Annotated in this window: 31 protein-coding genes and 3 pseudogenes; 12 read left to right on the forward strand and 22 right to left on the reverse strand. The window is 62.6% G+C overall.

Going from position 1 to position 24,730, the window contains the following annotated elements; translation table 11 throughout:
• Positions 1-3: 3 nt before the first annotated feature.
• The 9 genes and pseudogenes from ACFQT0_RS28025 to ACFQT0_RS28065 form a co-directional block, all read right to left on the reverse strand.
• A pseudogene (locus ACFQT0_RS28025) lies at positions 4-450 on the reverse strand (efflux RND transporter permease subunit); the annotation flags it as partial.
• On the reverse strand, positions 447-650 hold the full coding sequence (locus ACFQT0_RS28030) for a hypothetical protein (RefSeq protein ID WP_380206538.1): 204 nt from the start codon (positions 648-650) through the stop codon (positions 447-449). The gene ACFQT0_RS28030 and the pseudogene ACFQT0_RS28025, both read right to left, overlap by 4 nt.
• Positions 625-1,356, reverse strand: a complete 732-nt coding sequence (locus tag ACFQT0_RS28035) for a biotin/lipoyl-binding protein (protein WP_380206540.1) — start codon at positions 1,354-1,356, stop codon at positions 625-627. Before ACFQT0_RS28035 ends, ACFQT0_RS28030 begins: the two co-directional genes overlap by 26 nt.
• Before the next feature lie 49 nt (positions 1,357-1,405).
• Positions 1,406-2,494, reverse strand: coding sequence for a TolC family protein (locus ACFQT0_RS28040; RefSeq protein WP_380206542.1), 1,089 nt, complete (start codon positions 2,492-2,494; stop codon positions 1,406-1,408).
• Positions 2,491-2,640 carry a hypothetical protein gene (locus tag ACFQT0_RS28045; protein WP_380206543.1) on the reverse strand — a complete coding sequence of 50 codons (150 nt, stop codon included), beginning with the start codon at positions 2,638-2,640 and terminating at the stop codon, positions 2,491-2,493. Before ACFQT0_RS28045 ends, ACFQT0_RS28040 begins: the two co-directional genes overlap by 4 nt.
• Positions 2,641-2,729: 89 nt before the next feature.
• Positions 2,730-2,873, reverse strand: coding sequence for a hypothetical protein (locus ACFQT0_RS28050; protein WP_380206545.1), 144 nt, complete (start codon positions 2,871-2,873; stop codon positions 2,730-2,732).
• A 173-nt stretch (positions 2,874-3,046) separates the two neighbouring features.
• Positions 3,047-3,529: a S1/P1 nuclease gene (locus ACFQT0_RS28055; RefSeq protein WP_380206547.1), complete on the reverse strand. Its 483-nt coding sequence runs from the start codon at positions 3,527-3,529 to the stop codon at positions 3,047-3,049.
• Positions 3,505-3,849 carry a S1/P1 nuclease gene (locus ACFQT0_RS28060; RefSeq protein ID WP_380206549.1) on the reverse strand — a complete coding sequence of 115 codons (345 nt, stop codon included), beginning with the start codon at positions 3,847-3,849 and terminating at the stop codon, positions 3,505-3,507. The genes ACFQT0_RS28055 and ACFQT0_RS28060 overlap by 25 nt, the downstream gene beginning before the upstream one ends.
• 133 nt (positions 3,850-3,982) lie before the next feature.
• Positions 3,983-5,956 (reverse strand): PorY family sensor histidine kinase, encoded by a 1,974-nt coding sequence (locus tag ACFQT0_RS28065; protein ID WP_380206551.1) that lies wholly within the window; start codon positions 5,954-5,956, stop codon positions 3,983-3,985.
• A gap of 182 nt (positions 5,957-6,138) precedes the next feature.
• Here ACFQT0_RS28065 and ACFQT0_RS28070 point away from each other — a divergent pair, with 182 nt between their 5' ends.
• Positions 6,139-6,570, forward strand: coding sequence for a hypothetical protein (locus ACFQT0_RS28070; RefSeq protein ID WP_380206553.1), 432 nt, complete (start codon positions 6,139-6,141; stop codon positions 6,568-6,570).
• An 82-nt stretch (positions 6,571-6,652) separates the two neighbouring features.
• Here the strand turns inward: ACFQT0_RS28070 and ACFQT0_RS28075 are convergent, their stop codons facing one another.
• From ACFQT0_RS28075 to ACFQT0_RS28115, 9 genes are all read right to left on the reverse strand, one after another.
• On the reverse strand, positions 6,653-7,123 hold the full coding sequence (locus tag ACFQT0_RS28075; protein ID WP_380206555.1) for a YncE family protein: 471 nt from the start codon (positions 7,121-7,123) through the stop codon (positions 6,653-6,655).
• Positions 7,124-7,216: 93 nt separating this feature from the next.
• Entirely contained in the window at positions 7,217-7,702 is a 486-nt protein-coding gene (locus tag ACFQT0_RS28080; protein ID WP_380206557.1) for a YncE family protein, read from the reverse strand.
• 47 nt (positions 7,703-7,749) lie between these two features.
• The gene (locus ACFQT0_RS28085) at positions 7,750-8,367 is read right to left on the reverse strand and encodes a COG4705 family protein (RefSeq protein ID WP_380206558.1); all 618 of its coding nucleotides are present in this window, start codon (positions 8,365-8,367) and stop codon (positions 7,750-7,752) included.
• A complete protein-coding gene (locus ACFQT0_RS28090; protein WP_380206560.1) occupies positions 8,349-8,522 on the reverse strand; it encodes a hypothetical protein in 174 nt (57 codons plus the stop codon). The genes ACFQT0_RS28085 and ACFQT0_RS28090 overlap by 19 nt, the downstream gene beginning before the upstream one ends.
• A 34-nt stretch (positions 8,523-8,556) precedes the next feature.
• Positions 8,557-9,063: a phosphatase PAP2 family protein gene (locus tag ACFQT0_RS28095; protein ID WP_380206562.1), complete on the reverse strand. Its 507-nt coding sequence runs from the start codon at positions 9,061-9,063 to the stop codon at positions 8,557-8,559.
• The gene (locus tag ACFQT0_RS28100; protein ID WP_380206564.1) at positions 9,000-9,368 is read right to left on the reverse strand and encodes a hypothetical protein; all 369 of its coding nucleotides are present in this window, start codon (positions 9,366-9,368) and stop codon (positions 9,000-9,002) included. The genes ACFQT0_RS28095 and ACFQT0_RS28100 overlap by 64 nt, the downstream gene beginning before the upstream one ends.
• A complete protein-coding gene (locus ACFQT0_RS28105; protein ID WP_380206566.1) occupies positions 9,358-9,807 on the reverse strand; it encodes an EamA family transporter in 450 nt (149 codons plus the stop codon). The genes ACFQT0_RS28100 and ACFQT0_RS28105 overlap by 11 nt, the downstream gene beginning before the upstream one ends.
• Before the next feature lie 12 nt (positions 9,808-9,819).
• On the reverse strand, positions 9,820-10,734 hold the full coding sequence (locus ACFQT0_RS28110; protein WP_380206568.1) for an SdiA-regulated domain-containing protein: 915 nt from the start codon (positions 10,732-10,734) through the stop codon (positions 9,820-9,822).
• 252 nt (positions 10,735-10,986) lie between these two features.
• On the reverse strand, positions 10,987-11,130 hold the full coding sequence (locus tag ACFQT0_RS28115) for a hypothetical protein (RefSeq protein WP_380206570.1): 144 nt from the start codon (positions 11,128-11,130) through the stop codon (positions 10,987-10,989).
• A gap of 134 nt (positions 11,131-11,264) precedes the next feature.
• Here ACFQT0_RS28115 and ACFQT0_RS28120 point away from each other — a divergent pair, with 134 nt between their 5' ends.
• The 11 genes and pseudogenes from ACFQT0_RS28120 to ACFQT0_RS28175 all read left to right on the forward strand — a co-directional run bounded on the left by ACFQT0_RS28120 (position 11,265) and on the right by ACFQT0_RS28175 (position 18,532).
• Complete coding sequence (locus tag ACFQT0_RS28120; RefSeq protein ID WP_380206572.1) at positions 11,265-11,657, forward strand: phosphatase PAP2 family protein; 393 nt, start codon at positions 11,265-11,267, stop codon at positions 11,655-11,657.
• A gap of 115 nt (positions 11,658-11,772) precedes the next feature.
• Positions 11,773-12,531, forward strand: a complete 759-nt coding sequence (locus tag ACFQT0_RS28125; RefSeq protein WP_380206574.1) for a phosphatase PAP2 family protein — start codon at positions 11,773-11,775, stop codon at positions 12,529-12,531.
• A gap of 32 nt (positions 12,532-12,563) precedes the next feature.
• Positions 12,564-12,731 (forward strand): annotated as a pseudogene (locus tag ACFQT0_RS28130) (DUF4158 domain-containing protein); the annotation flags it as partial.
• A gap of 1,222 nt (positions 12,732-13,953) precedes the next feature.
• Positions 13,954-14,183, forward strand: a pseudogene (locus ACFQT0_RS28140) (ArdC-like ssDNA-binding domain-containing protein); the annotation flags it as partial.
• 63 nt (positions 14,184-14,246) lie between these two features.
• A complete protein-coding gene (locus tag ACFQT0_RS28145; protein ID WP_380206740.1) occupies positions 14,247-14,570 on the forward strand; it encodes a zincin-like metallopeptidase domain-containing protein in 324 nt (107 codons plus the stop codon).
• A gap of 5 nt (positions 14,571-14,575) precedes the next feature.
• Positions 14,576-14,782 (forward strand): zincin-like metallopeptidase domain-containing protein, encoded by a 207-nt coding sequence (locus ACFQT0_RS28150; protein WP_380206576.1) that lies wholly within the window; start codon positions 14,576-14,578, stop codon positions 14,780-14,782.
• A 423-nt stretch (positions 14,783-15,205) separates the two neighbouring features.
• Positions 15,206-15,625 carry a hypothetical protein gene (locus ACFQT0_RS28155; RefSeq protein WP_380206578.1) on the forward strand — a complete coding sequence of 140 codons (420 nt, stop codon included), beginning with the start codon at positions 15,206-15,208 and terminating at the stop codon, positions 15,623-15,625.
• Positions 15,626-15,666: 41 nt separating this feature from the next.
• The gene (locus ACFQT0_RS28160; RefSeq protein WP_380206579.1) at positions 15,667-16,887 is read left to right on the forward strand and encodes a hypothetical protein; all 1,221 of its coding nucleotides are present in this window, start codon (positions 15,667-15,669) and stop codon (positions 16,885-16,887) included.
• 232 nt (positions 16,888-17,119) lie between these two features.
• Entirely contained in the window at positions 17,120-17,698 is a 579-nt protein-coding gene (locus ACFQT0_RS28165; RefSeq protein WP_380206581.1) for a hypothetical protein, read from the forward strand.
• Complete coding sequence (locus ACFQT0_RS28170; protein ID WP_380206582.1) at positions 17,680-17,805, forward strand: hypothetical protein; 126 nt, start codon at positions 17,680-17,682, stop codon at positions 17,803-17,805. The genes ACFQT0_RS28165 and ACFQT0_RS28170 overlap by 19 nt, the downstream gene beginning before the upstream one ends.
• 310 nt (positions 17,806-18,115) lie before the next feature.
• Positions 18,116-18,532: a hypothetical protein gene (locus ACFQT0_RS28175; protein ID WP_380206584.1), complete on the forward strand. Its 417-nt coding sequence runs from the start codon at positions 18,116-18,118 to the stop codon at positions 18,530-18,532.
• Positions 18,533-18,622: 90 nt separating this feature from the next.
• On the opposite strand, the gene ACFQT0_RS28180 is transcribed toward ACFQT0_RS28175, so the two are convergent.
• The 4 genes from ACFQT0_RS28180 to ACFQT0_RS28195 all read right to left on the reverse strand — a co-directional run bounded on the left by ACFQT0_RS28180 (position 18,623) and on the right by ACFQT0_RS28195 (position 23,763).
• Positions 18,623-19,543, reverse strand: a complete 921-nt coding sequence (locus ACFQT0_RS28180) for a hypothetical protein (RefSeq protein ID WP_380206586.1) — start codon at positions 19,541-19,543, stop codon at positions 18,623-18,625.
• A gap of 397 nt (positions 19,544-19,940) precedes the next feature.
• Positions 19,941-20,876, reverse strand: a complete 936-nt coding sequence (locus ACFQT0_RS28185; protein WP_380206587.1) for a replication initiation protein — start codon at positions 20,874-20,876, stop codon at positions 19,941-19,943.
• Positions 20,877-22,150: 1,274 nt separating this feature from the next.
• Entirely contained in the window at positions 22,151-23,119 is a 969-nt protein-coding gene (locus ACFQT0_RS28190; protein ID WP_380206589.1) for a Tn3 family transposase, read from the reverse strand.
• Positions 23,020-23,763: a Tn3 family transposase gene (locus ACFQT0_RS28195; RefSeq protein ID WP_380206591.1), complete on the reverse strand. Its 744-nt coding sequence runs from the start codon at positions 23,761-23,763 to the stop codon at positions 23,020-23,022. Before ACFQT0_RS28195 ends, ACFQT0_RS28190 begins: the two co-directional genes overlap by 100 nt.
• Between the last annotated feature and the right edge of the window lie 967 nt (positions 23,764-24,730).

Consider the following 24,730-nt stretch of genomic DNA (forward strand, 5'->3'; position numbering starts at 1 on the left):
CGTTTTGGTGGCGTACACGTCCACGTCCCAGGTTAGGTACACCTCAATCACGCAGGAGCCGCGGCTGGTGCTGCTCTTGACGATGGTCACGCCCTTCACCCGCTTCACGGCCGACTCCAGCGGCTTGGTCACGGTTATCATCATCCGGTCCACGGGCTGCTGCCCGTTGTCGGCGATGAGGGTGATTTTGGGAAAGGTGACTTCGGGAAACAGCGCCGTCTGCATCCGCTGGTAGGCGAAGATGCCGGCCGCCAGCAGCAGCAGCGCCACCAGCAGGATGGGCTTGCGGTAGGTCTGGAAGTAGGTCGAGTCGGCCGGGTCGGGCACGGCGGGCGGCGGCGCGCTGCCGGCCTGGCCGTTGGCGCCGGGCGCGGGGGCACCGGGGCGGGGCACCGGCTGCGGCACCACTTCGGTTACGGGGGCGGAATTGCTGGGCTGCTCGTTCTTCATCGTACCACCTTCACTTTGGCCGTGTCAGCCAGCCCGTAGTTGCCCGCGCTCAGAATCCGGTCGTTGGCTCCAAAGACGGGGCTGAGAATCTGCATCTGCTCGGGCGTCTGGGTGCCCAGCTTCACCGGTACCTTGATGGCCGTCGAGTCGTTCACGAGCTTCATCACCCAGTAGTTATCCAGCGTCTCGTCCGAGAGCACGGCGGAGGCCGGCAGCAGCTGGGCCGCCGCGTGGCGGGCCTTGGTCAGGCGCACCTGCACCACCAGGTTTTCGGGAATCACGGCCGTCACGTTCTGCGGGCGCACCAGGTAGACTTCGGCCTGGCCGGGGTTCACGCTGGCCAGCGGGGCCTGCACGGTGCCGGTCATTCGGGTGCTGTCGGGCAGCAGGATGGTGACCGTGGGCTGGCCGGCGGCCAGCCTGGTGGTACTCGTAGGGCAGGCTGAGCTGGAACACCAGTTGGCTGCTTTCGGCCACGGTGCACAGCGGCGCCCCTTCCAGCACGTAGGCGCCGGGCTGGGGCTGGTCGAGCAGGCTGACTACGCCGCTCGCGGGGGCCTTCACGGTCTGCAAGCCAAAGTCGCGCAGGCTCGGGTCGATGCGGTTGATGCTGCCGCCCAGGGCGCGGCGCTCCTTGGTTTCGAGGGTGAAGAGCACCTGCCCGGCGCTCACCCTATCGCCGATGCGCACGCGCACGCCGGTCACGTAGGCCGCAATTGGGGCCGTGACGGCGCTTTTGCGCGGGTAGATGCTCGTGGCCGGAAAGCTCACGAACTCCTCCAGCGCCTGGGTCACGGGCCGCACGGTTTTCACCTGGGCGCGGGGCGCGGGGCCGGCGGCTTCCTCGGCAGGGTCGCCGGAGTGGCAGGCGGCCAGCAGGGCCGGCAGCGCCAGCAGCAGCCGCACCCGCCGGGGGATGGGAAATCGGGATAAAAGCGAAAATATCGGCATGGGGCTACCAGTTCCAGTAATTGTAAGCGTTGATGAGCAGCAGGCGGTTGTTGTCGAGCAGCACCAGGTCGCGGCCGGCGGCGGCGTAGTTCTTGAGCACTTGCACGTAGTTGATGACCGAGAGCTGGCCGGCGATGACCTCGCGCTTGTAGGAGTCGAGCAGCGAGCGGTAGCTGGCCAGCGCGCGGGCCAGGCGCTGGCGCTCCTCCAGGGCCCGCAGCTCGCCCAGGATGCGCTGCTGGCGCACGGGGTTCACGGTCTGAAAGTTCTGGCGGGCCTGCTGCACCGAGCGCAGCAGGATGCCGGTGCGCTGCCGGCTCAACTCCCGCTGGTGCCCGTCGAAGAGAAACAGCGAAAAGCTCAGCCCGGCGCTGGTGCCGAAGCGGTTGGGGATGTCGCCGAACGAAACGGCGTTCAGGCCCCCGTTCACGAAGGCGTTGGCCTGGGGCCGGTAGCGCAGCTCAAACACCTGCTGGGTGGCGGCCAGCCCGAGGCTGTCGAGGCGGTAGCGCTCCAGAAAGCGGGGCGCGGCCACCGGCGTGCGCTGCAAGGGCAGGTTGGGGGCGGGCAGCAGCACCTCGGTGGTGTCGCCGATGCCGCTGAGCACGTTGAGGTCCAGCAGGTCGCGGCGGTAGGCGGCGCGGTAGGTGTTCAGGGCCAGCTCCTGGGTTTGCTGCTCGATGGTGAGCAGGGTGTAGTCGGACTGCTTGAGCAAGCTGGCTTCCACGAGCTTGCGCACCAGCAGGCTCTGGGTGTTGAGGATGCCCAGCAGCTCGCGGACGTAGCTGAGCTGCTCCAGGTCCTGCCGGCAGAGGATGTACTGGTCGGCCACCAGCTTTTCCAGGTCGTGCACCGAGAGGCGGGCCAGGTTCTGCTGGCTCAACGCCAGGTTCTGGGTTTGCTGGGCGTAGACGTTGTAGCGGCCGGTGGCAAACAGCGGCTGCGTCACCTGCACCAGCCCCTGGTAGAGGGCCCCGTTGGTCAGGTTCTTGTCGAAGCCGGTGTAATTACTGGCGTTTTCCGCCGAGTACTGGAGCTTGGTCTGGCCGTTGTCGTGCGAGAGCACCGGGGCCACCAGGTAGTTGCCACTCACCGTGACCTGGGCGCGGGTGTAGAGGGCGCGCAGCCGCTGGGCTTCGAGGCCGGCGGCCTGAATCTGGTTTTGGGCGTCGCGGGCCAGGGGCTGTTCTGCTGGGCCTGGCTCAGGTAGAACGACAGGTCGCGGGCCGGCGCGGGCATGGGGGCCGGCTGCTGCGCCGCGCCGGCCCGCCGGCCAGCAGGCCCGGCAGCAGCCAGACCAGGACTCTAAGGCGAAATACTTTCATGCGTCAGGATGTGGGATGAGGGGTTTGGGCCGGTCGGGCATCGGCCTCACTCAACTCGGCGCAGGTGAGGCAGCGCGGGCGGGTTTCTTCTTCCTGCTTCGGCGCGTAGTACTGCCACTCCCCGCTGGCTTTTACGTCCAGGCCCACCGGGCATGCGTCGTTGTCGTGGTAGGGGTAGCGCTCCGGCTCGGGGGCCGGCGCCAGGATGCCCGTGGGGTGGGCCGTGTGGCGAAAAAAGGTTGGGTAAGGGCCATGAGAGGAGCAGGAACAAAAAGCAGCAACCGCCCCGGGGCGGAGCCTTTAACTGGAATACGGTGATTTTAGTCGTTGGGCTTAGCCCCGAAGGCGGCGTTGAGTACGCCGGCCAGCCGGATGCCGGCCTGCAGCAGGCGCCGCTGCACGGTGGGGCCGTGGGTGGGAAAGTAGCGGTAGTCCAGCGCGGTGCTTTGCGCGGCGGCCGCGTAAATCGGGGTGCAGAGCTGATACGACTCAAACAGCCAGGTGGCCGGGGCGTCGTGCTGCCACTGCCGGACTTCGGACGGGCTGGCGTGGTCGTAGGCCGTGGCCATCTCCGACCAGCTCAGGCCGGGGTACTCCACTAGGTCGGTATCCCACACGGCGTGCAGGTTGGTGTCGTGGCCGCGCCAGCTCACGTTAATCAGGTTGCCGTCGTGGTCTTCGGCGCGGCCTGCGTGCAGGGGCATGTGCACGTCGCCCACCAGGTGGGCCACCCACTTGAGGGCAAACAGCCGCTCGGCCGTCGTTTTCGTGGGGTCTTTCAGGTTCTTAATCTGTTGCTCCAAGGCCGTGTAGGCGTTGCCGGGCGTCGGGGCGCTGGCCGCGAGCGGCCCGCGTACGCCGCCAGCGGCAGGTTCGGGGCCACGTTCACGTAGTGCCACACGGCCAGCGGCGCGTACTGCGGGTCGGGCCGGATTTCGTCGGGCCAGGTCGTGACCAGGGTAAGGGTTTCGGTGCCGAGCAGGCGCTGCATTTCCCGCTTCGCGTGCGGCGTGAGGTGGTTTTCGGCAATGCGGCCGATGGCCCGGTGGCCCAGCACGCCCCAGGCCAACAGGCTGTACGGAAGCAGGACTAAGGCCAGCAGCAGGCTGATTTTTGAGCGCATAGTTCGGGGTTTTAAGCAAAGGAGGCGCGCCGCCGGGGCGGCCACCGGGGGCCGCAACAGGCCAACGAGGCGGCAAGCTACCGGCCGATTCTGAGCATGTTCGGAGCAGGGAGGCCGTCCGCCGGGCCGCCCCTTAGCGCAGCCGCACGGTGAAGCGGTGCCGGTTGGGCGCGGCAAAGTCGTAGGCCAGCGTCAGCCCGCAGGTGTCGCACACCTGCCGGGCAATGGCCAGGCCGAGCCCCACCCCGCCGGGCGCGCTGAGCGCATCCTTGCGGAAGCGGGCAAACTCCTCGCCCAAGGGCAATGCCACGCCCCGGCCGGTGTTTTCCACCACCAGCGCCGCCGCGCTCAGGCGCACATCGATGGTGCCGCCAGCAATGTTGTGGCGGATGGCGTTGCTGAACAGGTTACTCACCAGAATTTCCATCAGCGTGTGGTGGGCCTGCACCCGGCCAGGCGCCGCCAGCTGCAGTTCCAGGGTGAGGCCGGCGGCTTCTACTTGTTCCTGAAGTTGGGCAGCCACGCTTTCCACCACCGCGCGCAGCGCCACCGGCTCGTCGGCGGCAAACTGCTGGTTTTCCAGCCGGGCCAGCAGCAGCAGGCTGCGGTTGAGGCGGGAGAGGCGCTGGGTGACGGCAATCAGGGCCTCGACGTGCCGGGCCTGGCCCTCGGTCAGGTCCGGCCCCTGGGCCAGCAGCTCCAGCTTGGTGTGCTGCACGGCCAGGGGCGTCTGCATCTCATGGGCCGCATTTTCGGTAAACTCTTTCTGGCTCAGGAACTGGCGCCGGTGCTGGGTGAGCAGCTCGGTCAGGGCCTCGTGTAGCTCCCCGAACTCGCGGATGGCCGTGGGCGCCAGCGCCACGGGCGTGCGCTGGTCGAGCCGGAAGCGCCGCAGCTGCGCCAGCGTCTGGTAGAAGGGCCGCCACAGCCGGCGCGCCACCCGCTGCTGCACCAGCACCAGCCCGCCGAGCAGCACCACCAGCAGGCCGGCCTGCGCCAGGGCAATGGCGGCCAGCAGGTCCTCGTCTTCCACCAGCGAGTTGCGCAGCACCAGCCGGTAGGGCCGGCCCTGGTAGCGCACGGTGGTGACGAGCGTGCGGTAGGGCTCCATCTCGTGGGCCAGGCTGTCGAAGCGCAGCTCGCCGAAGATGCGCTCGGGCGCGGCGGAGGGCGCGGCGAGCGGCCGGATTTCCAGGTCGCGGTTCAGCTTCATCCACAGGGCCAGGTCGGCCGGCGTGGGCACCAGCGGCAGCTTGCTCACCACTTCCTCGCGGCGCAGCAGCAGCGCGTCGTCCACGTCGGTGAAGTAGAGCCGGCGCAGCACGTAGTAAAACACGAAGGTGCCCGCCACCAGCACCACTCCGGCGTAGGCCAGCTGCGCCCGCAGGGTGCGCATGAGCAGCTTTATCGGGCGCGGCGCGCTCATGCGGTGGCCAGGCTCGAAGCGGTAGCCCAACCCGTACACCGTCCGGATGCACTCGCCCAGCCCGGCCTCGGCCAGCTTGCGCTTCAGGTTCTTGACGTGGGTGTACACCGGCTCGTAGGAGTCGAAGTGCTCGGCGATGTCGCCCGAGAGGTGCTCGGCGATGGTCGACTTCATCACCACCCGGTTCTGGTTGGCCAGCAGCAGCACCAGCAGGTCAAACTCGCTGCGGGTCAAGGCCAGCAGCTCGCCGCTCACCCGCACGGTGCGCAGCAGCACGTCCACGGCCAGCGGGCCGGCTTGCACCAGGTTCGAGCCGTTGAAGTGGCGCCGCCGCACCAGGGCCGCGATGCGGGCGCTCAGCTCCGAGAGGTGAAAGGGCTTGGGCAGGTAGTCGTCGGCGCCCAGGTGCAGGCCGGCGATGCGGTCGTCGAGCGCGTTGCGGGCCGAGGTGATGATGACCCCGTCGGCCTTCTGCCGCTGCTGCAGCTGGCGCAGCAGCTCCAGCCCGTCGCCGCCGGGCAGCGTCAAGTCCAGCAGGATGCAGTCGTAGTCGTAGAGCAGCATCTTCTCTTCCGCCGCCGCGAAGGTGGCGGCCACCTCGCAGCGGTACTGCTCGCCCTCCAGGTAGTTCACCAGGCTGGCGGCCAGCTCGGGCTCGTCTTCCACAATCAGGAGTTTCATGGGCGGGGGGCGTTAAGAACGAAGTAAGAATACAAAGGGCCGAGGAGAAACACTTGCTGGCAAAGGCCTCGCTGCCTTAATGACGACTTGGGTTATTTATAGAAGAATCATGGCACTCAGACCGTCCTCAGAATCAGCAAGTAAACTTGAGCAATCATGTCACCCATTCATTTCTAATTTCCATGAAAAAGACCTTGTTTTCGACGCTGCTGGCCGTGTTGGCCTTGGGGGCGCAGGCCCAGATGCTGAAGCCCGCTCAGGTGCCCGCCGCCGCCCGCGCCACGTTCAAAGCCAAATTCCCGTTGGTGAAAACCAACTCGTGGGAGAAGGAAGGCGACAAGTACGAAGCCGGCTTCAAGCAGAACGGCATCACCATGTCGGCCCTGATTACCCCGGCCGGGGAGCTGGTCGAAACCGAGTCGGACATGAGCCCGGCCAAGCTGCCGGCCGCCGTGCGGGCCAAGCTGGCCAGCGACTACAAGGCCTACAAGGTGACTGAGGCCGCCGTGCTCGTCTCGGCCAGTGGCGCGACCACCTACGAGGCCGAAGTGAGCAAGGGCGGCAAGCACCAGGACGTGGTGTTTAACGCCGACGGCACCCTGGCCAAGAAGTAAGGCCGCCAAAGCCGTGTTAGTTGGTAAAGAGCCAAGTGAGGATTTCTCACTTGGCTCTTTTGCTGATGGAGCGGAGGCACGGCTAGCGCCCGTATTCCAGCACGCGGAGCGTGCCGGGCACAATGCTGGGCCAGGGCCGAGGATTCTCCGCAGTAGGGGCCGGCGCGGGGCCAAATTCGGCCGTGCAGGTGAAAAGATGATGCGTCTTGGGGTCCTGCGTTAGCGTGCGCGCCCCGCGCTGGGTGGGCACGTTGGACACGACCGAATAGCTGGTCGGCGAGGCTTGGTGGATGACGGTGAACGTGCCTGCCCGCCCGTTGGCCGTGATGATGTTGTTGGTAACGGGGTCGAACGTCGCGCCGTCGACCCCGGCCCCGATGGGCAGCACGGCCACTTGCCGCCCCGTCTTGCTGTCCGTCACAATCAGCTTCTCGTTGGCGCAGCCGCTGAACAAGCGGTTGGTTTTGGGGTCGTAGGCCAGGCCGGTGGGCCCCTGGCCGGGAGCCAGGGGGTAGCGATGCTGCACGGCCAGGGTGCGGGCGTCGAGCTGCACCAGTTCGCTTTTGTCCTCGATGTTGGCAAAGATGTGGCCTTTGCCGTCGGTGGTGGCTACCTCGCCCTCGCCGCCCAGGCTGGAGCTCCCCCACTACCTTGCTGGTGGCCGCATCGAGTACGGTGCTGGTGCCGCCGTCGCTGCTGAACACAAACAGGCGCTTGGTGAAGGCATCGTAGAGCAGGGGTCGGGCTTAGTGCCGGTGGGCACGGTGGCAATGGTTCTCAACGTCCTTAGGTCGAAGACCACGCACGTGTTACTGCGCCCGCAACTGATGTAGCCGCGGCCGGCGGCCGGTACTACCTCAATGCAATGCGCTCCGGGGGTGTTGAGGATATGGCCGATAAGCCGGTGGGTTTTTAAGTCCACGACCTCCACCTGCGCATCATGGGAGATGTAAAGCCGGGTGCCGGCGGGGTCGACTTGCAGAAAGTCCCAGCCGCCTTCTCCGCCGATGGGGATGGTACGCAGCAAGCGGTAGGGGGCCGGGACCACCGCGCCTACGCGCGGCGTTTGGGCTCGGGCCGGGCCACCCACCAGCAGACAGGCCAGCGGCGCGATAAACAGCAGGTTTTTCATGGAGTGAGGGTAGCAGGAAAGAAATGCCAGCTTGAAAAGCGCGGCAGCTAGCGCCCACCCCTCCCGCCCGCGCTGCCGCTCTCAAGGGCAGACGGGGACAGGGGCGGACGCACCGAGGTATAGAGAATCAGCCCCAGCAGCAGGCCGAACAAAATCAGCGACGAGCCGCGCGTACCGAAGCCCAGGCCGTGGTCGGCCGGCGATTTGGTCAGCAAGTCGCCAAAGGTGGCGCCGAAGGGCCGCGTGAGCACGAAGGCCACCCAGAACAGCAGCACCCGCGAGATACTGGTGAAGTAGTAGGCCACTACCACAACTGCCAGCAAGGAGCCAATGAGCAGTGCTCCGCCGCCAAAGCCCAGCCCGGAATCATCGGCCAGAAAGTCGCCCAGGGCCGTGCCCAGGGTGTTGGAAAACAGGATGGCCGTCCAGTAGAACAGCTCCCCGCGCCTCGTGGTAATGTCAGACACCGAAAGCGACTTTTCGCTGAGCCGCCACAAGCCCAGCACCACGGCCAGGATGCTGACCAGGATGAGCGCGCCCGTGGCGTAGCCCAGGCCCAGGGTGCGGTCCATGTAATCGGACATGGTGGTGCCGGCCGTGCTGGTGGCCAGAATCACGGCCCAGTACAGCACCGGAATGTAGCGGTTCACGGCGAGCTGCGCCACCAGCAGGACCAGAAAAATGCCAATGAGGATAAGCGAGTGGTGCCGTAGCCCACGTGCAGGGTTTGAGCCAGCAGGTCGCCGGCCGTTTCGCCCAGCGTGGTGGCGCAGATTTTCATCACCCAGAACAGCAGGGTTACTTCGGCAATCTTCTTCATGGCAGCATTGAGTTAAAGGGAGTTTTCGATGGGCCTAGCGGAGCTGCCAGTTCAATGAAAGGCCCGTGGCTCCGGCGTAGTAAAGGGGCGTTACGCGCAGTGCCGCTGTCTCGTTGGGCTTGTGGCCCCAGCGGTAGCGGTGGGTGAGGTAGCCCAGGTGGGCCGAGAGGATGCCGAAGCCGGCCCCGGCCACCACGTCGGACTCCCAATGCTTGTCGTTTATCATGCGCAGCGCGGCCACGCCGGTGGCGATGGTGTAGGCCCCGATGCCGTACCACTGGCTTTTGTCGCGCAGCTCGGTGTGCAGGATGCTGGCGGCCAGAAACGCCTGCGCCGTGTGGCCCGAGGGGAAGGCCGTGGGCGTGCCGTCGGGCCGGTCGATGTTGGTGGCGTACTTGACGATGTAGACGCTGGTCACCATAATCAGCTCACTTTTCAGGATGACGAGGCCCAGGTTCACCCGGTCGTTGCGGCTCTTCACGCCCGCCAGCAGCACGCCGCCCAACTCCAGGTAGGGGGCGAATTGCAGGAAATCGTCCACGTGGGTGTGGCGGCCGGGGCCGAAGAGGTGGTTGATGTCGCTCTTGGCGTCGTAGCTGCTGTAGAAGCCGTGGCCGTGGATGGTGCTGTGCCGTAGCCAATGAGCACCGCCGGCACGACGCTGGCCCGAAACCCCTTGCTCTGGAAAAAGCTTTTCTTCTCCACCGCCCCCGGGCCGGTGGCGGGGCGCTCGTACTTGTGGAGGGTGTCGGCCGCCGGCTTGGGCACCTGTTGCGCCAGCGCAGAAGTAACGGGGGCCGCCAGCAGCAAGCTCAGGCCCAGGGATTTGAAGAGGCTAAAACGCATAACGGAAACAGCTTGGTGGATAAGGCTTAAAAATCAGCACCAGCGTGCCGCCGATAATCATGGCCGCGCCCAGGCCGGTGTGCCAGGTAAGCTTTTCGCCCAGAAACACCACCGAGAGCACGATGGCAATGGCCACGCTGAGCTTATCGACCGGGGCCACCTGTGACACCTTGCCTAGCTGCAGGGCCCGGAAGTAGAATATCCAGGACAAGCCCGTGGCCAGGCCGGACAGCCCGATAAAAATCCAGTTGGTGCGGGTAAGGTCCCCGATGTGCTCCAGCCCGCCCCGGAAGTACACGATGCCCCAGGCCAGCACCAAAATGACCACGGTGCGGATGGCCGTGGCCAGGTTGGAGTCGACACCCTTTATGCCAATTTTGGCCAGTACGGCCGTGAGGGCCGCGAACACGGCCGAAAGAAGTGCATATATCCACCACATGAGGGCAAGGGGTTAAGGTTGGGGGTTGATTTCGGAAAAGCGGTACAGGCGGCCCTGACCTTTTTTGCTGCCCGCCTCGCTCGACACGAACAGGTCGCCGTTGGGCGCGAAGGCCAGGCCCTCGGGCTGCGGAAACAGGTTCGGGTCCAGGGTTTGGGCGGCGATGAGACGGCCCTGCGCGTCCAGCTCCACCAGGTCGTTGCCCCGGGCCGAGAGCACGAACACGTGGTGGGTGCGCGGGTGCACGGCCACGGCGGAAGGCGCGAACTGGCTGAGCTGACCGGTCTTTTTAGCGGCCTTGCCCTTTCGGGCCGCGTCGGGCGAGCGCGTGAGGATGGCCTCGATGTCGAGCACGTAGGCAGGCTTCGGCTCGATGTGGTAAGTGGTGGGGTTGAGGCGATAAACGGCCCGCTGGGTGCCGGGCAGGCCCGCGCCCGGCTCGCCCTTGCAGGCCACGAGCAGGGTCTGGCTGGCCGCGTCGTAGGTAAGGCCTTCGGGCTCGTTGGCGGCGCTCAGGCCGGTGGCGTAGGTCGAAGTCACCCGGCCGCTGCGCTTGAACAAGGTGCCGTCGCTGCGCAGGACGAGGTAGCCGCCGGGCACCCGCGCCACGTCCTCGTAGTCGCCCTTGGGCCCAAACTGCACGGTGCTGTCGAGGCGCTGGGTGCGCAGGTTGTAGAAGAGTAGGTCGCCGGTTTCGTCCTCGATGCAGGCCAGCTGCCCGTCGCCCACCAGGGTTTGCCCGGACAGCTCCTGCAGCGCCGGCGGCACGGCGTACGTCACGGTGGGCCGGGTGAAGTTGTAGGCGCTGGTCGCGTGGCTACCCGCGGCATCCGATGGCGAGGTGGTCAGCGGCCGGGCGGGGTCGGAAGACGCGGGCGCATTTCCGCAGCCGGTGAGCAGCAGGGCCGCAAAGAGGGGTTTGAGCATGGGAGGGCAAAGGCGTTTGGAGCCGCAAGGCTACGGGCCAATTTTGAGTTAGTTCGGAGCATGAAGTTGTCTGCCATGCTTGGCCTTAAAGGCCACCAAAAGCGGGGAGGACCCTCCGGACCGGGGCGAAGCATGCTCAATCTTTGCTCAGAATGCTGACGTAACCTTGGGCGTCGGCCCCAGGTAGGGTTGGCTACACACTGATTAAGCCCGCAATGAGCAATTCGCAACTACCCGGTTTTGGGCACCTGTTCAGCCCCCTACCGGCGCTTGGGGTGGCTGCTGCTGCTCGGAGTGGCGCTGCCCTGGGCCATCTTCCTGAAAGTGGGCTCGGAAATTCAGGAGCAGGAAGGCTTTTACGGCGACCAGCAAGCCCTGCGCCTGGTACACGCCCACGCTTCCCCCGCCATGGACACCGTAAATCTGCTGCTGACCCGGGCCGGCGGGCCGCTCTGGATGGCCCTGGCCAGCGGGCTGATTGCCGCCGGGCTGCTGTGGCGAAAGCAGCGGCGCCAGGCCTTGTTTTTGGGGTGGCTGTGGGCGGTGCCATGGGTATTAACCTGCTGGCCAAGGTGCTGCTCGGGCGGGCCCGGCCGGCGCTCTGGGTGTCGCTGGCCCCGGAATCCTCGTCGAGCTTTCCCAGCGGCCATGCCATGGGCACGGCCGCGCTGGCCCTCACCCTGGGGCTGCTGCTGGCGCACTCGAAGTGGCGCTGGCCGGCATGGGTACTGGGCGGGCTCTTTGTGCTGGGCGTAGGCTTTTCCCGGGTGTACCTGGGGGTCCACTACCCCAGCGACGTGCTGTCCGGCTGGATAGCCTCCCTGGGATGGGTGACGAGCGTGTACGTGCTGTTTTTACCCGTCCTGCGGTCGTTATGGAGCCCGGTTAGGCACCGACACCAGGCCCACCGCCAACCTTCCTGACTACCACTTGCCGCTTCGCCACATGATAACGTTGCCTTCCCGCTTTTCCGCCGGTTTATGGTTGGTTGCCCTCTCGTTAACGGGTAAAGGCTGGGCCCAGGCGCTGCCTCTGCCAATGGTGCCGTCGGATTCTATTCCCGCCACGTACCGACCAGTAAATCCGTACCGCCCGACGCTGCGGCAGCTGGCGCTGCCCATAGCCCTGCTGGGCGTGGCCGTGCTGAGCACCGAAGGCGTGGATGTATTGGAAACCGACGAGGCCGTGCAGCGGGCCGTGCGGGCGCACTTCCCCCGGTTCGAAACCTCGCTCGACGACCAACTGCGCCACGTGCCGGCCGTGGCCACGCTGGGCTTGAGCCTAGCCGGCGTAAAAGGTGTGCACAGCACCGTGAATCAGGCCGTGATTTTCTTTCTGGCCTACACTATCAACAACACGCTCACCAGCAACCTCAAGAACCTGGCGCAGGTGGAGCGGCCCTACGGCAACCAAGATTACAGCTCTTTCCCGAGCCAGCACACCAGCGCGGCCTTCGCGGCGGCCACGTTTATGCACCGCGAGTACGGCGGGCGCAGCGGCTGGTACAGCGTGGGCGGCTACTCCGTGGCCACGGCCACGGCTGCCATTCGGGTGCTGGGCAACAAGCACTGGCTGTCCGACGTGCTGGCCGGGGCCGGGGTGGGCATAGTATCCACCGAGCCTGGCCTATTGGGCCTACCCGCTGGTGCACCGGCTGCTGCTGCGCGGCCTGAACGAGCGGGCCATGATAACCCCACTGTATTCGAACGGGGCCGTAGGCGCGGCCGTTTGCATCGTGCTTCCTTGAGGCAAAAACCTACTCCGCGACTGGCACAAAACACGCCCCTGTCTTCTTAGCAAGGGCTTTTTAAACGGACGAACTTCCGCCTATGCCCCGTCGTTCAACGCTCTCCGTAGTCGACCGCGAAGTCCTGCTGGCTTTGCCCGCTACGCCCACCGAGTTGCTGCTGCACTATTCTTTTAGCGAAGCAGACCTGTCGCTTACCCGGCAGCATCGCAGGGCGGCTAACCGCCTCGGGTTTGTTGTGCAACTCCTGTAAGTGCGGTTTCCGGGAATGGTGCCCTGGCAAGCGTGGCTGCGGCAAGCCCCGGCTGCGCCCACGGCCAGCATATAAACGAGGCCTTGCTGCCCCGATGGTCGCCGCTGGGCTGGGAGCATATCAACCTCACGGGCGACTATACCTGGCGCACCAAGCGTGCACGCGGCAAGTTTTACCCGCTACGGCCCTTTCTACGCCTTTACGTGCGATTTTTTCCGTTTCCTGAGAGGACCCCTAACTCCCCAACCTCTAACCGAGGCCCACGGCTTTACTATTGAGCTATTGTTCCCATGAAAAAGGCCTCACCATCTCGGTGAGGTCTTTTTTTCTCCAGATGCAAGACAGTGGGGCGGGGCATTTTACAATTGCGAAACCTACTTGCCACAACGGGTTGCGAACATGACAGATTTCAGCGGGTGCAGGTGGCAAATCAGCCAGGTGTAGGATTTGGGCGGGTGGCCGGGCTGTCCAGGGCTCCGCTTCGCTGCGGTCCTGTGGACAGCTCCCGCTGGTCGCTCCCTTCCCATCCCTACCGCGAACAAAAGCAGAAGCCCAGCGCCGCGCACGCCTGCTGCTGTTCCGCTAAGCTCCACAACTGCAGGCTTGCTTTTGCCCCTCGACGTGGGCACAGAGCGGGATGATTAGTTGCCTGGTACTGGCCAGGTACGGCCTGTTTGCAATTGCAAGAATTAAGGCAGCCAGCAAAGAGAACAAAAGGGAAAAAATCAAAGCTCATGCCAGAAAATAAAGATAAAATATCATATTTAATAATGATAAATATGCAACGTTAATACAGAGTTTTGCGTTTAATAAGTATAAGTAACAAGCAAAGAAACAGGTTTTTAGTCATGAAAACGACCAGCGCCGCGCTCACTCTTACTTCCGGCCAAATGCTCATGGTATCATCGGCCCGCCGCAACCTACGGCAAGTCCTGAACCACCCGGCTTTCACCAAAGAGCGCCGCGAGAAGGCCGAGGCCCTGATTAGCACCAGCACCGACGCGGCCCGGCTGGTGAAGTGGAAGGCCCTAGCCATCGCCGAAAGCCAGGCATGGGAAGATGCCAAGCTGAAAGCCGAACACGAACAGCCAGGCCCCCGGCCCATCCTGAGTACCAATACTAACCCGCAACCCTCACCAATTAGCCCCTTCGATATGAAAGCTGCAACCACCTTCGCCCCCGCACCGACGTTCAAGAAATCATTACGAACCGCATCATCATGGCCCTCGAAAACGGGGTTACGCCGTGGAAAAAGCCTTGGAACGCAGCCAGTGGTGCCCCCGCAACTATCGCAGCAAGCACGTTTATACCGGCGTTAATGCCCTTTTGCTAGGCATGCTCGACTATGAGCAGGCCTATTACCTGACCTATAAGCAGGCCCAGGAACTAGGGGGCCAGGTGCGCCGGGGCGAGAAAGGGATGCCCGTCGTATTCTGGAAAGTGAGCAAGAAGGAGGACGCGCAGGGCAAGGAAAAGAAGGTGGCCTTCCTCCAATATTCTACCGTGTTCAACGTGGCGCAGATTGACGGCATTACGTGGAAGTTTCCCGAGCTGCCCAGCCGGGAGCACACGCCCCAGCAGGCAGCCGAGCAGATTATTGCCGGTTACGTGGGTGGCCCCAACATTACCTACAAAGGCAGCGAAGCCTTTTACCGCACGAGCACCGACAGCGTGACCATGCCCGAGGCTAGCACGTTTCACACGGCCGAAGATTTTTACCTGACCACCTTTCACGAGTTGGTACACAGCACCGGCCACGCGAAGCGCCTAGACCGGGCCACGCTGACCGAGAAGGCTTCTTTGGTAGCGCGACCTATGCCAAGGAAGAACTGGTAGCCGAGTTGGGGGCCGCTTTCCTGAGCAACACGGCCGGCCTCGACCTGAGCGTGACCGAGAACAACACGGCCGCTTATATAGAAAGCTGGTTACAGGCCCTGCGTAACGATAAGACGCTGATAATATCGGCCGCCAGCCAGGCACAGAAGGCCCTCAACCACATTCTAGGGATTGTACCCAGCTACGAAGCCAGCGAGGCCGAGAGCGAGTAGGGGAGGGGCCAGCGGGCCGGCCGGCAACCATCCGGCCGGCCCAGGGCCGCGACAAAATGAAAAACGCCTCTCCCAGCCCAGGAGGGGCTTTTTAGTGCCCCAGCCAACAAAGAGAACAAGAGGGAAAAAATCAAAGGCCATGCCAGAAAATAAAGACAAAATATCTTACTTAATTGTGATAAATATGCAACCTTAATAGGCGCTTGTGCGTTTAATATGTATAAGCAACGAACAAAGAAACAGCCCTTTAGCCATGTTTGACGAAGCTTTTGACTTAGCCCCCGGAGAAGTAGCCGCTGACCGTTACGACCCGGCCGACGCAGCAGAAACCCCCACCCCAGCCAGTGCCGCCGACGTGGCAGCTTGGGAAGCTAACCCTTGGTTCTAACCTTCTTTTTGCCTCACCTCAGCAGCTTTTATCTAATGAAAACCGCCCAAGTCCTTCGCCCCGCCCGTCGCATGAGTGCCGCCGCCCATGCTGCCCTGACCCTGAAAGTGGAAGCCGCCCGCGCTACCCGCGAAGCCCAGCGCCAAGCCCGCCAGGACGCAGCCGAGCAGCTGACCAACCCGGTGCCCGAGTTCGAGGCCGCGCCCCGCTTAACGATGCTCCCCGGTGGCTTGCATTGGTCGGCCCAGCAGCCGGTGCCCGCTGTAGGTGCCACGGTAACGGTGAACCGCGACGGACACCCCGAGCGAGCCGAGGTGAAAGGCTACACCCACGCAGCCGGTTTTCTAGGTCTGGTAACCGAAACCACCCACCACGCCAAAGGTGCCAGCCGCCGGAAGCGCAGCAGCCCCCGCGCCGGAGTGGTATTCGGCAGCCAGTTGGCCCTTGCCGCTTAGCCCCCGGCTCAACTTCTCACTACTCCCTTTTCCCCTTCGATATGATAACCCCAGCCCCCGCCCCCCAGCAGCCCCAAATTAGCCCCCTCGATTGGGCAGGTGACCCCGAGCAGTGCCCAAAGTGGATAGGCTACCCCACCCGCGCCGGTTTGCCTGCTGGCCTCATATGGTCCGGCAGCGGCGAGGTGCCCGCCATCGGTGCCCGAGTTCATATCTACATGAACAGCTTTGGCCCGGCCACCGTGCGCGCCTATTTTCACGCTGACGGTTATTTGGGGTTACTTTGCCAGCCAGATAAGATGCCCGAGCATCTAGCGAAGCACGGCGTAACGCTAGGCCATTTTTTCGGCCGGGAGTTGGAGCCCTACACGCCCGGCCCCGCCGCGCCCGCCCAGGTGCCCGAAGTGGTAGAAATCATCTCGCAGGAGTACCGGGTAATTCCGGCCCCGCTTTACTACCGCAACCTAGGAACCGGCCGCATTACCGTTGTGTACGGCGGGCTGGCTGATTATTACGGTTTCTATGACGTGGAACACTTCACCGGCACGGACCGCCAGGACGCGGCCCGCCTGGCCGACCCGGCCAACTGGCAAGACCTTCCCGAGCACCACTATTTAGAGGTTCACGAGGAAAGCCACGAGCGCAAGGGGCCGCAGATTTTCGCCCTTCGCGCCGGCACTGAAAACCAGGTGGACTACCTGACCGAGCAGTTCCCCGGCCCGTACCGCATCCCCGCCGCAGTGCCCTACACCTACGACCAGTACGACACGCTGAGCGCACTTGCCGAGGCCATGAAGGAGCAGGGCGCACAGTACCGGGGCCGCATCGTGGAGAAAAACGAGTGGCGGACGTGGGTAGCGTTCGAGGAAGAAGCCTACGGCAGCGGGGAGTGCCCTTGGGAGCGCCTAGAGCTTGATTTAGGCCAGATTCCGCTTGACAGCTACGCCTACATTTCGGGCCGCAGGGTCACGGCTGAGGAAGGCGAGTGCAACGGCCGCGTTACTCTTTGGCAGCAGTCCAGCGGGCAGTATTACGTGGAAACCGAGCCCCGCTTTCACTACGGCCCGAATTACCCCCGGCTGACCCCGCTAACGCTGGCCCAGGTGCAGGAGCAGTACGTTTTCGATTTCACCCCCAACGGCCAAGAGCCCGCTCCGGCTGAGCACGGCGATTGGATTCCTGAGTACCCGCCCCAGGAGGGCGACGACAACCAGGACAGTACCGAGTACCCGGAGCACCCGGCCGACGAGCAGCGCGACTAACTGATGCTCCCGGTTTTCAGCGTCCACGTCCACCGGCAGGGCAGCCGGTGGGCGTGGAAAATGCGACAGGGCCGAGGCCCCGCCGCCAGCATCCGAACCGGAGCAGCGGCCAACTTCCCCGAAGCTATCCGCGCCGCCCTACGCTTCGAGCAGCCCCGGCCCCAGGTGCAGGAGCACCAGGCCCACCACCAGCAGGCAGCCTATCCCCCACTTTTTACAATTGCAAAAGCTTATGTTACCGAACCTCCCCGCCATCGAAACCCACGCCGGCCGCATTGCCATTGGGGCCACCGTCCGCAGCACTCGTTACCGCGACGTGCAGGGACTGGTGACCGCCATTTATTGGAACGGCTACCACTACGCCATCAAAGTAAACGACCGCCACAGCGACGACGCGGGCCAGTACGAGCTACTTTCTGAGCCCACGCACCAAGGCTTTAATTACGTCAATCCGAACACCCAGCAGGTACTAAGCGGCAAGTTCGAGGTCCTGCTACCAGGGGAGGGCGACCGCATATATTTTGCCGACACCGCCGAGCAGGCCATTGCTTTGCTTGCGGCCACCATCGGCCTGCGCGCCCAGACCGCCGAAGTCGAATACCTGAAGCAGCGGGCCGAGGCCGGCCCGGTGGACGAGTTGCGTTGGCGCGGGCAGGCCTTTGGCAGCATCGTTGGCCAACTCGCTTACGTGAGCACCGGCACCGGCAAGCAGCACCCGGCCCCCAAGTTTCTAGTGGGCCACCAGGTGCATTTTTCAGCCCCCACACGACCCACACGATTAGCGGACTGGCTTTGTACAAGGACCGCCTGAACTACGGCAAGACGCAGTGGCACTACTTCTACGAAGGCGCGAAAGGCACCCACCACCCCATGAGCGAGGCCAACACTACGGCCGCGCCAGCAGAGCTGGCCGCGTAGCCCATCGTTTTGCAATTGTAAAAATATCTCCCTTTTTTCCCCTTTTGTTATGGCTTACCCCACCCCCAGGAAATCACGGCTAAGGCCGCAGCGAAGGGATTTCGCGTCGGCGCTTATGTCCACATGAGCACCCGCAACGCTGACACAGCCGCGCCCATCCGGGAGTTTACCAGCATTAACGGCCAGGTACAGGCGGTTTGGATGGGCGGCGCTTGCCGCAATCTGCTAGGCGAGTTGCGCCTGAGCTGCCAGCACCGCTTGCCGTATCAGTTCCCGGCCGGCTATGACTTCCTGACCAGCCCGCAGGCTCGTGGCCGAGGCCAGCCGCCAGGCGGGCAACACGGCTACCGGCACCTACACCGCCGCCAGGGTGAAGGACTACGGCACCGAGGCCGCGGATACGTGGGTAACCACCGACCCGCACCCGGAGCACGAGGGAACGGTTTACCTGAGCCTACGGCCGCAGCCCGCGCCGGCACCTTTCGCGGAGCTGAGCCCGAACATGGAATTTCTGTTGGCTGGTCAGCTCGTAACCGTGGCCGACGTGGCGCACTGGCTGGATGCTGACCCGAAGCAGGCCGGGAAGCTATTCAAGGAAATGCAGCGCATCTATGGCCCCAAGCCCACGATGGTAGACTTGGGGTTGTTCAGCTGCACTACCGAGCTGGCCCCGATGTTGGGCAGCGTGATGCTAGGCAGGAAGCAGGCCCAGCCCCAGGGCAAGTAGCCCCGCCCACCTGAGCATCAAACGAAAGCGCCTCGGTCAGCTGGCCGGGGCGCTTTCACTCTAACCAAGGCCAAACGTGTGGCCAACTATCTAAGCAGATTTGGAGTCATCCGCAACAGGCTCGTTCATGTCGGAAGGAGGGGCTGTAACAGTATATTCTTGTGGCGAACTAGTCATCGAGGCCCCGCTCTCTTCCAAATCGTCCTCGTCGATGTAGTAGGTCAGATTCAGGTTAAGGGTCTGAGCGTAGGGTATCACCATTAGGTCACCCAACACGTCATAGTATTTGCCCTCCACTTGCTCATCTGTCAGCGGCATCGTTGCCTCACTAGTCGCGTCTAGTCCGCCTACTTCCTCTGTTGCATCAGATGTTGGTTTCTGCTCCTCGGGCGCACCGTTGCTGAGAATCTTCCGGCGTGCTTCGCGTATGTAGATGGTACGTAGTCCACCATCAGCAGCTAACTCATAGTCCACTAAGATGCCCGAGTAAAGCATGTTGCTTTTCTCCAGCTTCATCAGTACATCCACAAACACAAAGTCAATTAGGCTGGCGTCTGGCAAGCCGATGGTAGGTTGTAAATCCGGCGTCTCTAAGATTTCGCCTGTCAGCAAGTAATGCCACTGATTGTCGTAGCGCAACCACGAATACCGCCGGTCCAGCTTAAGCCAGCGCACCAGCGACCGTACTCCCCACCCAGCTAGCGCCCCGGCGGTCAGCAGCCCCAGATAATACGCCAGAATAGGCCCCAATTGCTGTCGCAATAAGTCAAACCCCTCTCGGATGGTCCGGTCTTCTTTCGCTCCTAACAGCATGCTGCCCAGTACATCCAGCCGCACGTAGCGTGAGCTACAAAGCCCAATGAGCCAGAACGCTACTAGTTGCAGCAACAGCCCCGGTACAATGGACCGAAACACTTGGTCCGTAATGGTCAGATTACTATATCGGATGGAAAACCGCCCTGCGTAGTAAGTCCGAAAAATAAGAAGTCCTGGCGCTACCAGCAGGAGCACCAGGACCGTTGTAAATAGAAAATTCACCGGGTACGTTAGCGGGCGCTATGCGCCTCGGCGATAAATAGAAGTGACCGATTTGTATCGTTTTACGACATCACCTTTTCGTACTTCAATCACGCGTTTCCCCCGTGAGGAACGCTCCTTTAGCACGGCTGACACCAACTCGTAAGCCGAACGCGGGTCTTGCAGTACGCTGGCGATATCCGCAGAGAGTGGGGCTTTCATAAGATTTGAATTTGATGCAATCTACACTCTAAACTGGATTTATCAACCTGAAGTTTCAACATCCAAGTGGATAAAGTGAGTTGGTCGCTGGTGCGCAGCAAGTAGCGCCCAGCAAAGCCGCGAGTATATATTTTTGTCATAGAATGGAAGAAAGCGGGTAGAGTGGAAGTCAGCGTAGGCCGTTCATTTTCAAGAATAGGCCACCAGGATTCTTATCGGCTTTAATCTTATCCGTTTTCAGTTTATAAATGAATCCAAATAGTGCCTCCGTCAGCTTTGGGCTTTGCAAAATCTCCTGCACCAATTTGGGCTCAACAATCCCCAACGACCCTAAATGCTTACTGGCCATTTGGGCTTTGGCATCATCGGCCGGCAACTCAAAGGGTATCAGTAGTTGCTTCGGCTCCTGCGCGTTGACGTAAAACTTAATCCGGTCATAGGCGCGGCTCGATTTCAATAACTCGTAGCTGACCCGTAAGTCGGTGTGCTCATTGATTTGATTCATGGCCACCTTGAGCACGTCGCGCTGAAAGTTAGCAATCGCTACATATTGCTCCGGCTCTTTTCCTTTTGGGTCTTTCAGGTTGAGCATGTACTTGAACTCATCCAGGGTGTAGGTTTTTGTGTGGCCTACGTCTTTCCATTGCGAAACGAGTTGGTAGATGCGCTTCGCAAACTTGCTCGTCAGGCTGAGCGCCGCTTGCAGGTGGTAGCTGGTGAAGTTGCTTTTTAAGTCGATGAGGTAGGGGCGCATCTTCTCCGAGATTTCCAACTCGATAACGCCCTTGCCTTTTAAGTATTCGGCCGAGGCCAGCAGACTTATTTGTAGCACTTTGGCCTTATCCTCGATGTGGTAGATACGGCTGTTTAGCTGTTCCGTGGAATCCAGCAGTTGCTTGTAGTTCCACTGGCGGCCTGTCAACAGCTCTAGCTCCCGGACCCGTACCAGATACATTGTACCGGGCTTGTCGTGGCTGCTTAGCTTGGATAGTAAGGCAAAGACAATGTCCATCTCGCACGCGCTCATTTCGTAGCGTGCGTTGGTAATGGCATTGTGTTGCCGCACCTGAACGGAGGCAACAGTTTCAGCAGCAGCGGCAGACATGGCAGGGTGGGAAGGTTCGACGTCCCAAACATACGTCAAAAAACCCAAGTAGGAGGGAGGTGGAAACTTCTCCTACTTAGCTTATAAAACCTCCTTGCTCAGCTTATAAAACCTCCTACTTAGCTTATAAAACCTCCTGTTAGACTTATAAAACCTCCTACTTAGCTTATAAAACCTCCTTTTTGTTCCAATTAAAACACTGTTTCACAAGTAGTTACAGCAGCCTACAAATACTGTTAAATACTTTAAATACCACAAACTTGGTGATGGCTTCGCTAAAAAAGCTTTTAGGTATAAAACGGGGCCTCTCGGACGACAAAACAACAAAAAAGAGAGGCCTATAATAGCACAAACCGGGATTGCACTTTTTTGCTATTTATTACTACTTTACTAATAATGTAAAGCCCTCCCGCCCGGACTTGCCCAAAGATAAGCTCCTCCCAGCCGACGACCAATCGCACCATAACGTGTATGTGCTGGCATTTTGACTTATAAAACCTCCTACTTAGGGCTAACCAAATATTACCTCAGCAGGTCAGGGTAGGGTTTTTGCTTATAAAACCTCCTACTTGGCCATCGTCTTAACCTCTTGGGTGGACATTTCCGGTCTTTTAGCTTATAAAACCTCCTACTTCGTGAGACGCAGGGCCAAGGAAAAGGAACGTATAATTCCTCCTTTTTCGATTCAGAGCCTCCATTTCTGAGCCTTCAGCATCATTGAAGCCAAGAATCGCTAACTGTCCTGCACTGCGGAACCACCCAGAGCATTTGTCTCTAGCCCCCTGCGGCAGCGTCCAAAGAAGCGCGAGGCCAGACTTATAAAACCTCCTAGTTAGGATTGCTGCCAGTAGAACAGCAAGCCGATTGAGCAACTGATAAAAAGTAGTAGTTGGAAAATAGGTGGGCGGGTGGCCGGGCTATCCAGGGCTCCGCTTCGCTGCGGTCCTGCGGACAGCTCCCGCTGGTCGCTCCCTTCCTATCCCTACCGCGAACAAAAGCAAAGGCCCTACGCGGCGCGTTGCTGCTGCTGCTCCGCTTCACTTCGCAGCTGCAGTAACGCTAGCTCCCCAGCTCATTGACCAAGCGCACTTGATTACTGCTGCCATCGGCCCCGAGCGCCAAAAAAGAACAAAAGGGAAAAAATCAAGCGCCATGCCAATAACGACGCTAAAATATCTTATTTAATTATGACAAATATGCAACGTTAATAGGGTTATTTACGTTTACATAGTAGGGTGTTGTTAAACAAATAGGGTAAAACCTCCGACTCGGCCCTACGCCGGTTTGCTTGGCGGCTGCCAGGTAGCAATCAGGTCCATGTCAAACGGGGCTTCGGCCAGCAGGGGGTGGTCGGAGAAGTCGTACTCGCCGTGCAGGTTCAGGTGGCGGTAGGAGAGCACGGCGAAGGGCGAGAGCGTGGCCAGCGTAGCCGCTTGCTGCTCGGGCGGCAGCCGGGCCAGGTGCTGGGAGAGGTGCAGGTAATTCCAGCAGATGATGGCGTTCATCAACAAGCGCTTGCAGGTCTCGGCCACCAGCTGCTCGGAGCGGGTGGCGGCGTGAAACTCCTGGTTGCGGCCGTGCCAGACGGCGTGGGCCAGCCGGTGGGCGCTCTCGCCCTTGTTGAGCTGCTTCTGGATGCGCTGGCGCAGTTCCACCTGGTCAACGTAGCGCAGCAGGAACTCGGTTTTAACCAGCCGGCCCAGCTCTTTCAGGGCCCGGTAGAGCGGGTGCTGGCGGGCGTAGGAGTTGAGGCGGCCGAACAGGCGGGAGGCCTCGCTGTGGCGCAGCTTCAGGGTGACGACCAGGCGCAGGACCTCGTCCCAGTGCCGGGCGATGCGCTCGGGGTCGAGGCGCGCGTCGGGCAGCAGGGTCTGCCCCAGTTGCCGGTGCGTGGCCACCGGCTCCCAGCTGTAGAGCTGCTGGTTGGTGAGCTGGCGGATGCGCGGCTCGTAGGCGATGCCCAGCATGCGAGTCACGGCGAAGATGACTTCGGTGTAGCCGTGCGTGTCGGTGCTGTGCACGTCGGTGGGCCGCACGGCGTGGCGCAGCAGCCCCTCCAGCAGGTGCGTGGCCTCGCGGTCGGCGGCGCTGAACACGGTCGAGTCGAAGACGAGCAGCGTTTCGTCCACGTAGGAGTAGGCCGTCAGGCCGCGGCGGTTGCCGAAGTACTTGAACGAGGCGCTGCCGGCGAGCGAGTCCACAGCCAGGTCGTACTTCTGCCCGTCGCTGCTGCTGTGCAGCACGTCGGGGAGCGCCGAAAGGCCTCGCGCAGGCGCAGGCGGCGCGTAAAGTTTAGAATCAGTTCGTTGGCCTGGCGCAGGTTGTCGAGCGAGAAATGGGTGCTGGCCAGGCGCTGCAGGGCGGCCTCGTCCACCTGGGGTGCGACCTGGGCCAGGCGGCGCAGGCCCAGGTTGCACCCCAGCCCCACCAGGGCGGCCAGCAGCTGCGACAAGGGCGGCGGGGTGCGGGCGTGCTTGCTGGGCAGCGAGCCGAAGGCCGTGTCAAATTGGGTCAGCCGGGCCACGCTGGTGAGCACCTCGCGCAGGGGCACGACCCGGTGGCGGGGAAACAGGTGGGCCGGCAGGCGCGGCTGCTCGGCCGGCAGCCGGGGCGTGGTGAGGCGGTAGCGCCCGGCCGGGGTGCGGTGCGCGTGCGGGTTGTCGGCTCCGCTCAGGTGGGCATTCGTGGCGGCAAACTGGGCCTGCAGCTGCGCCTGCAGGGTCGTTTGGACCGTGGCAAAGTCGCGCCAGGCACTCAGGCCCGCCTGCTCCAGCAAGGCCTCGTGCTGCTTGGCCCACTGCGCGGCCGGCAGCAGGTAGTGCTCAAACGCCCGGTACTGGTAACAGCACGTAAAGTTGAGTTGGCCGGACTTGATGGCCGTGGCCATCTCCAAAAAAGGAGGGCTTTATAAAGGGAGGTGCGTAACCGACCTTGCGCATCGAGGACGTAGGCCCGTTGCGTGAGCGAGAGAAAGTCCAGCGGCACCTGCGCGCCCAGGTGCCCGTCGTGCTGCTGGTAGTAGTGCACGGCCCGCCACAGGTCGGCGCGGGTGGTCGCTTCGTCGACGACCAGCGCTTTGACCAGGGCCCCGAGCTTGGTTTGCAGGCGCAGCGACGCCCCGGCCAACGCCTCGTGAAACAGCGCCTCGCCCGCCTGCTGCTCGGTGGCTTGGCGTAATTGCTCCAGCTGCTGGTGGTCTTCGCTCAGCTGCGCGGCCGTGACCTGGTGGCGCTGCAGCAGCGCGTCGATACGGGCCAGCTTCTGTTCGGCCGGCACGTCGGGGGCATCGACCAGGGCACGAATCTGGGTCAGCGCCTGCAGGTGTCGGTAACCCCGGCCCGTGACCTGGCTGGTCAGCTGCTGCGTGGCGGCGCGCTGCTGATAAAGCGTCTCCTTCACCTGCTCGCGGCATTGATTCGCGGCGCTGGTCGTGGTGTGCAGCAGCGTGTCGACCAGGGCGTCGCCCAGTTCGTAGTACTGGTGCACCACGAAGCTGAGCAGGTAGAGGTAGCGCCGCTCGTCGCGGCGGTAGAGTTGCGCGGCCTGGGCCCGCAGCACGTACTCGGCGTAGTAGGTGATGGCTTGGTCCGAGAGGCGCAGGCGCTGCCAGAGCGGCTGCAGCTGCTCGAAGAGCCGCCGCAGGGACGCGAAGTGCGTCACCCGTTCGCGGATTTCCCCGGGGCGCAGGCCCTGGCGAATGCGCTTGAGAAAGGTGAGCGGGTAGCGCCGGTCCGCCTCCGCTTCGCGGGCGTCGGGGTCGTCGGCGGCCAGCAGCCGGTCCAGCAAGCGCTGCTCGCCGGGCTGCAGGTGCTGCTGCAAGCGGTGGAGCAGCCGTTTCTCGAACGCGAGCAGGG

The sequence above is a fragment of the Hymenobacter humi genome (assembly GCF_042665855.1).
Taxonomy (GTDB): Bacteria; Bacteroidota; Bacteroidia; order Cytophagales; family Hymenobacteraceae; genus Hymenobacter; species Hymenobacter humi.

Coding starts and splice junctions, on each gene's coding strand:
- ACFQT0_RS28045 (WP_380206543.1), bottom strand. CDS start 2,640: ATGCCCGCGCCGGCCCGCGACCTGTCGTTCTACCTGAGCCAGGCCCAG.
- ACFQT0_RS28060 (WP_380206549.1), bottom strand. CDS start 3,849: ATGCGCTCAAAAATCAGCCTGCTGCTGGCCTTAGTCCTGCTTCCGTAC.
- ACFQT0_RS28065 (WP_380206551.1), bottom strand. CDS start 5,956: ATGAAACTCCTGATTGTGGAAGACGAGCCCGAGCTGGCCGCCAGCCTG.
- ACFQT0_RS28070 (WP_380206553.1), top strand. CDS start 6,139: ATGAAAAAGACCTTGTTTTCGACGCTGCTGGCCGTGTTGGCCTTGGGG.
- ACFQT0_RS28080 (WP_380206557.1), bottom strand. CDS start 7,702: ATGAAAAACCTGCTGTTTATCGCGCCGCTGGCCTGTCTGCTGGTGGGT.
- ACFQT0_RS28090 (WP_380206560.1), bottom strand. CDS start 8,522: ATGAAGAAGATTGCCGAAGTAACCCTGCTGTTCTGGGTGATGAAAATC.
- ACFQT0_RS28100 (WP_380206564.1), bottom strand. CDS start 9,368: ATGCGTTTTAGCCTCTTCAAATCCCTGGGCCTGAGCTTGCTGCTGGCG.
- ACFQT0_RS28105 (WP_380206566.1), bottom strand. CDS start 9,807: ATGTGGTGGATATATGCACTTCTTTCGGCCGTGTTCGCGGCCCTCACG.
- ACFQT0_RS28110 (WP_380206568.1), bottom strand. CDS start 10,734: ATGCTCAAACCCCTCTTTGCGGCCCTGCTGCTCACCGGCTGCGGAAAT.
- ACFQT0_RS28125 (WP_380206574.1), top strand. CDS start 11,773: ATGGTGCCGTCGGATTCTATTCCCGCCACGTACCGACCAGTAAATCCG.
- ACFQT0_RS28155 (WP_380206578.1), top strand. CDS start 15,206: ATGAAAACCGCCCAAGTCCTTCGCCCCGCCCGTCGCATGAGTGCCGCC.
- ACFQT0_RS28160 (WP_380206579.1), top strand. CDS start 15,667: ATGATAACCCCAGCCCCCGCCCCCCAGCAGCCCCAAATTAGCCCCCTC.
- ACFQT0_RS28165 (WP_380206581.1), top strand. CDS start 17,120: ATGTTACCGAACCTCCCCGCCATCGAAACCCACGCCGGCCGCATTGCC.
- ACFQT0_RS28185 (WP_380206587.1), bottom strand. CDS start 20,876: ATGTCTGCCGCTGCTGCTGAAACTGTTGCCTCCGTTCAGGTGCGGCAA.
- ACFQT0_RS28195 (WP_380206591.1), bottom strand. CDS start 23,763: ATGGCCACGGCCATCAAGTCCGGCCAACTCAACTTTACGTGCTGTTAC.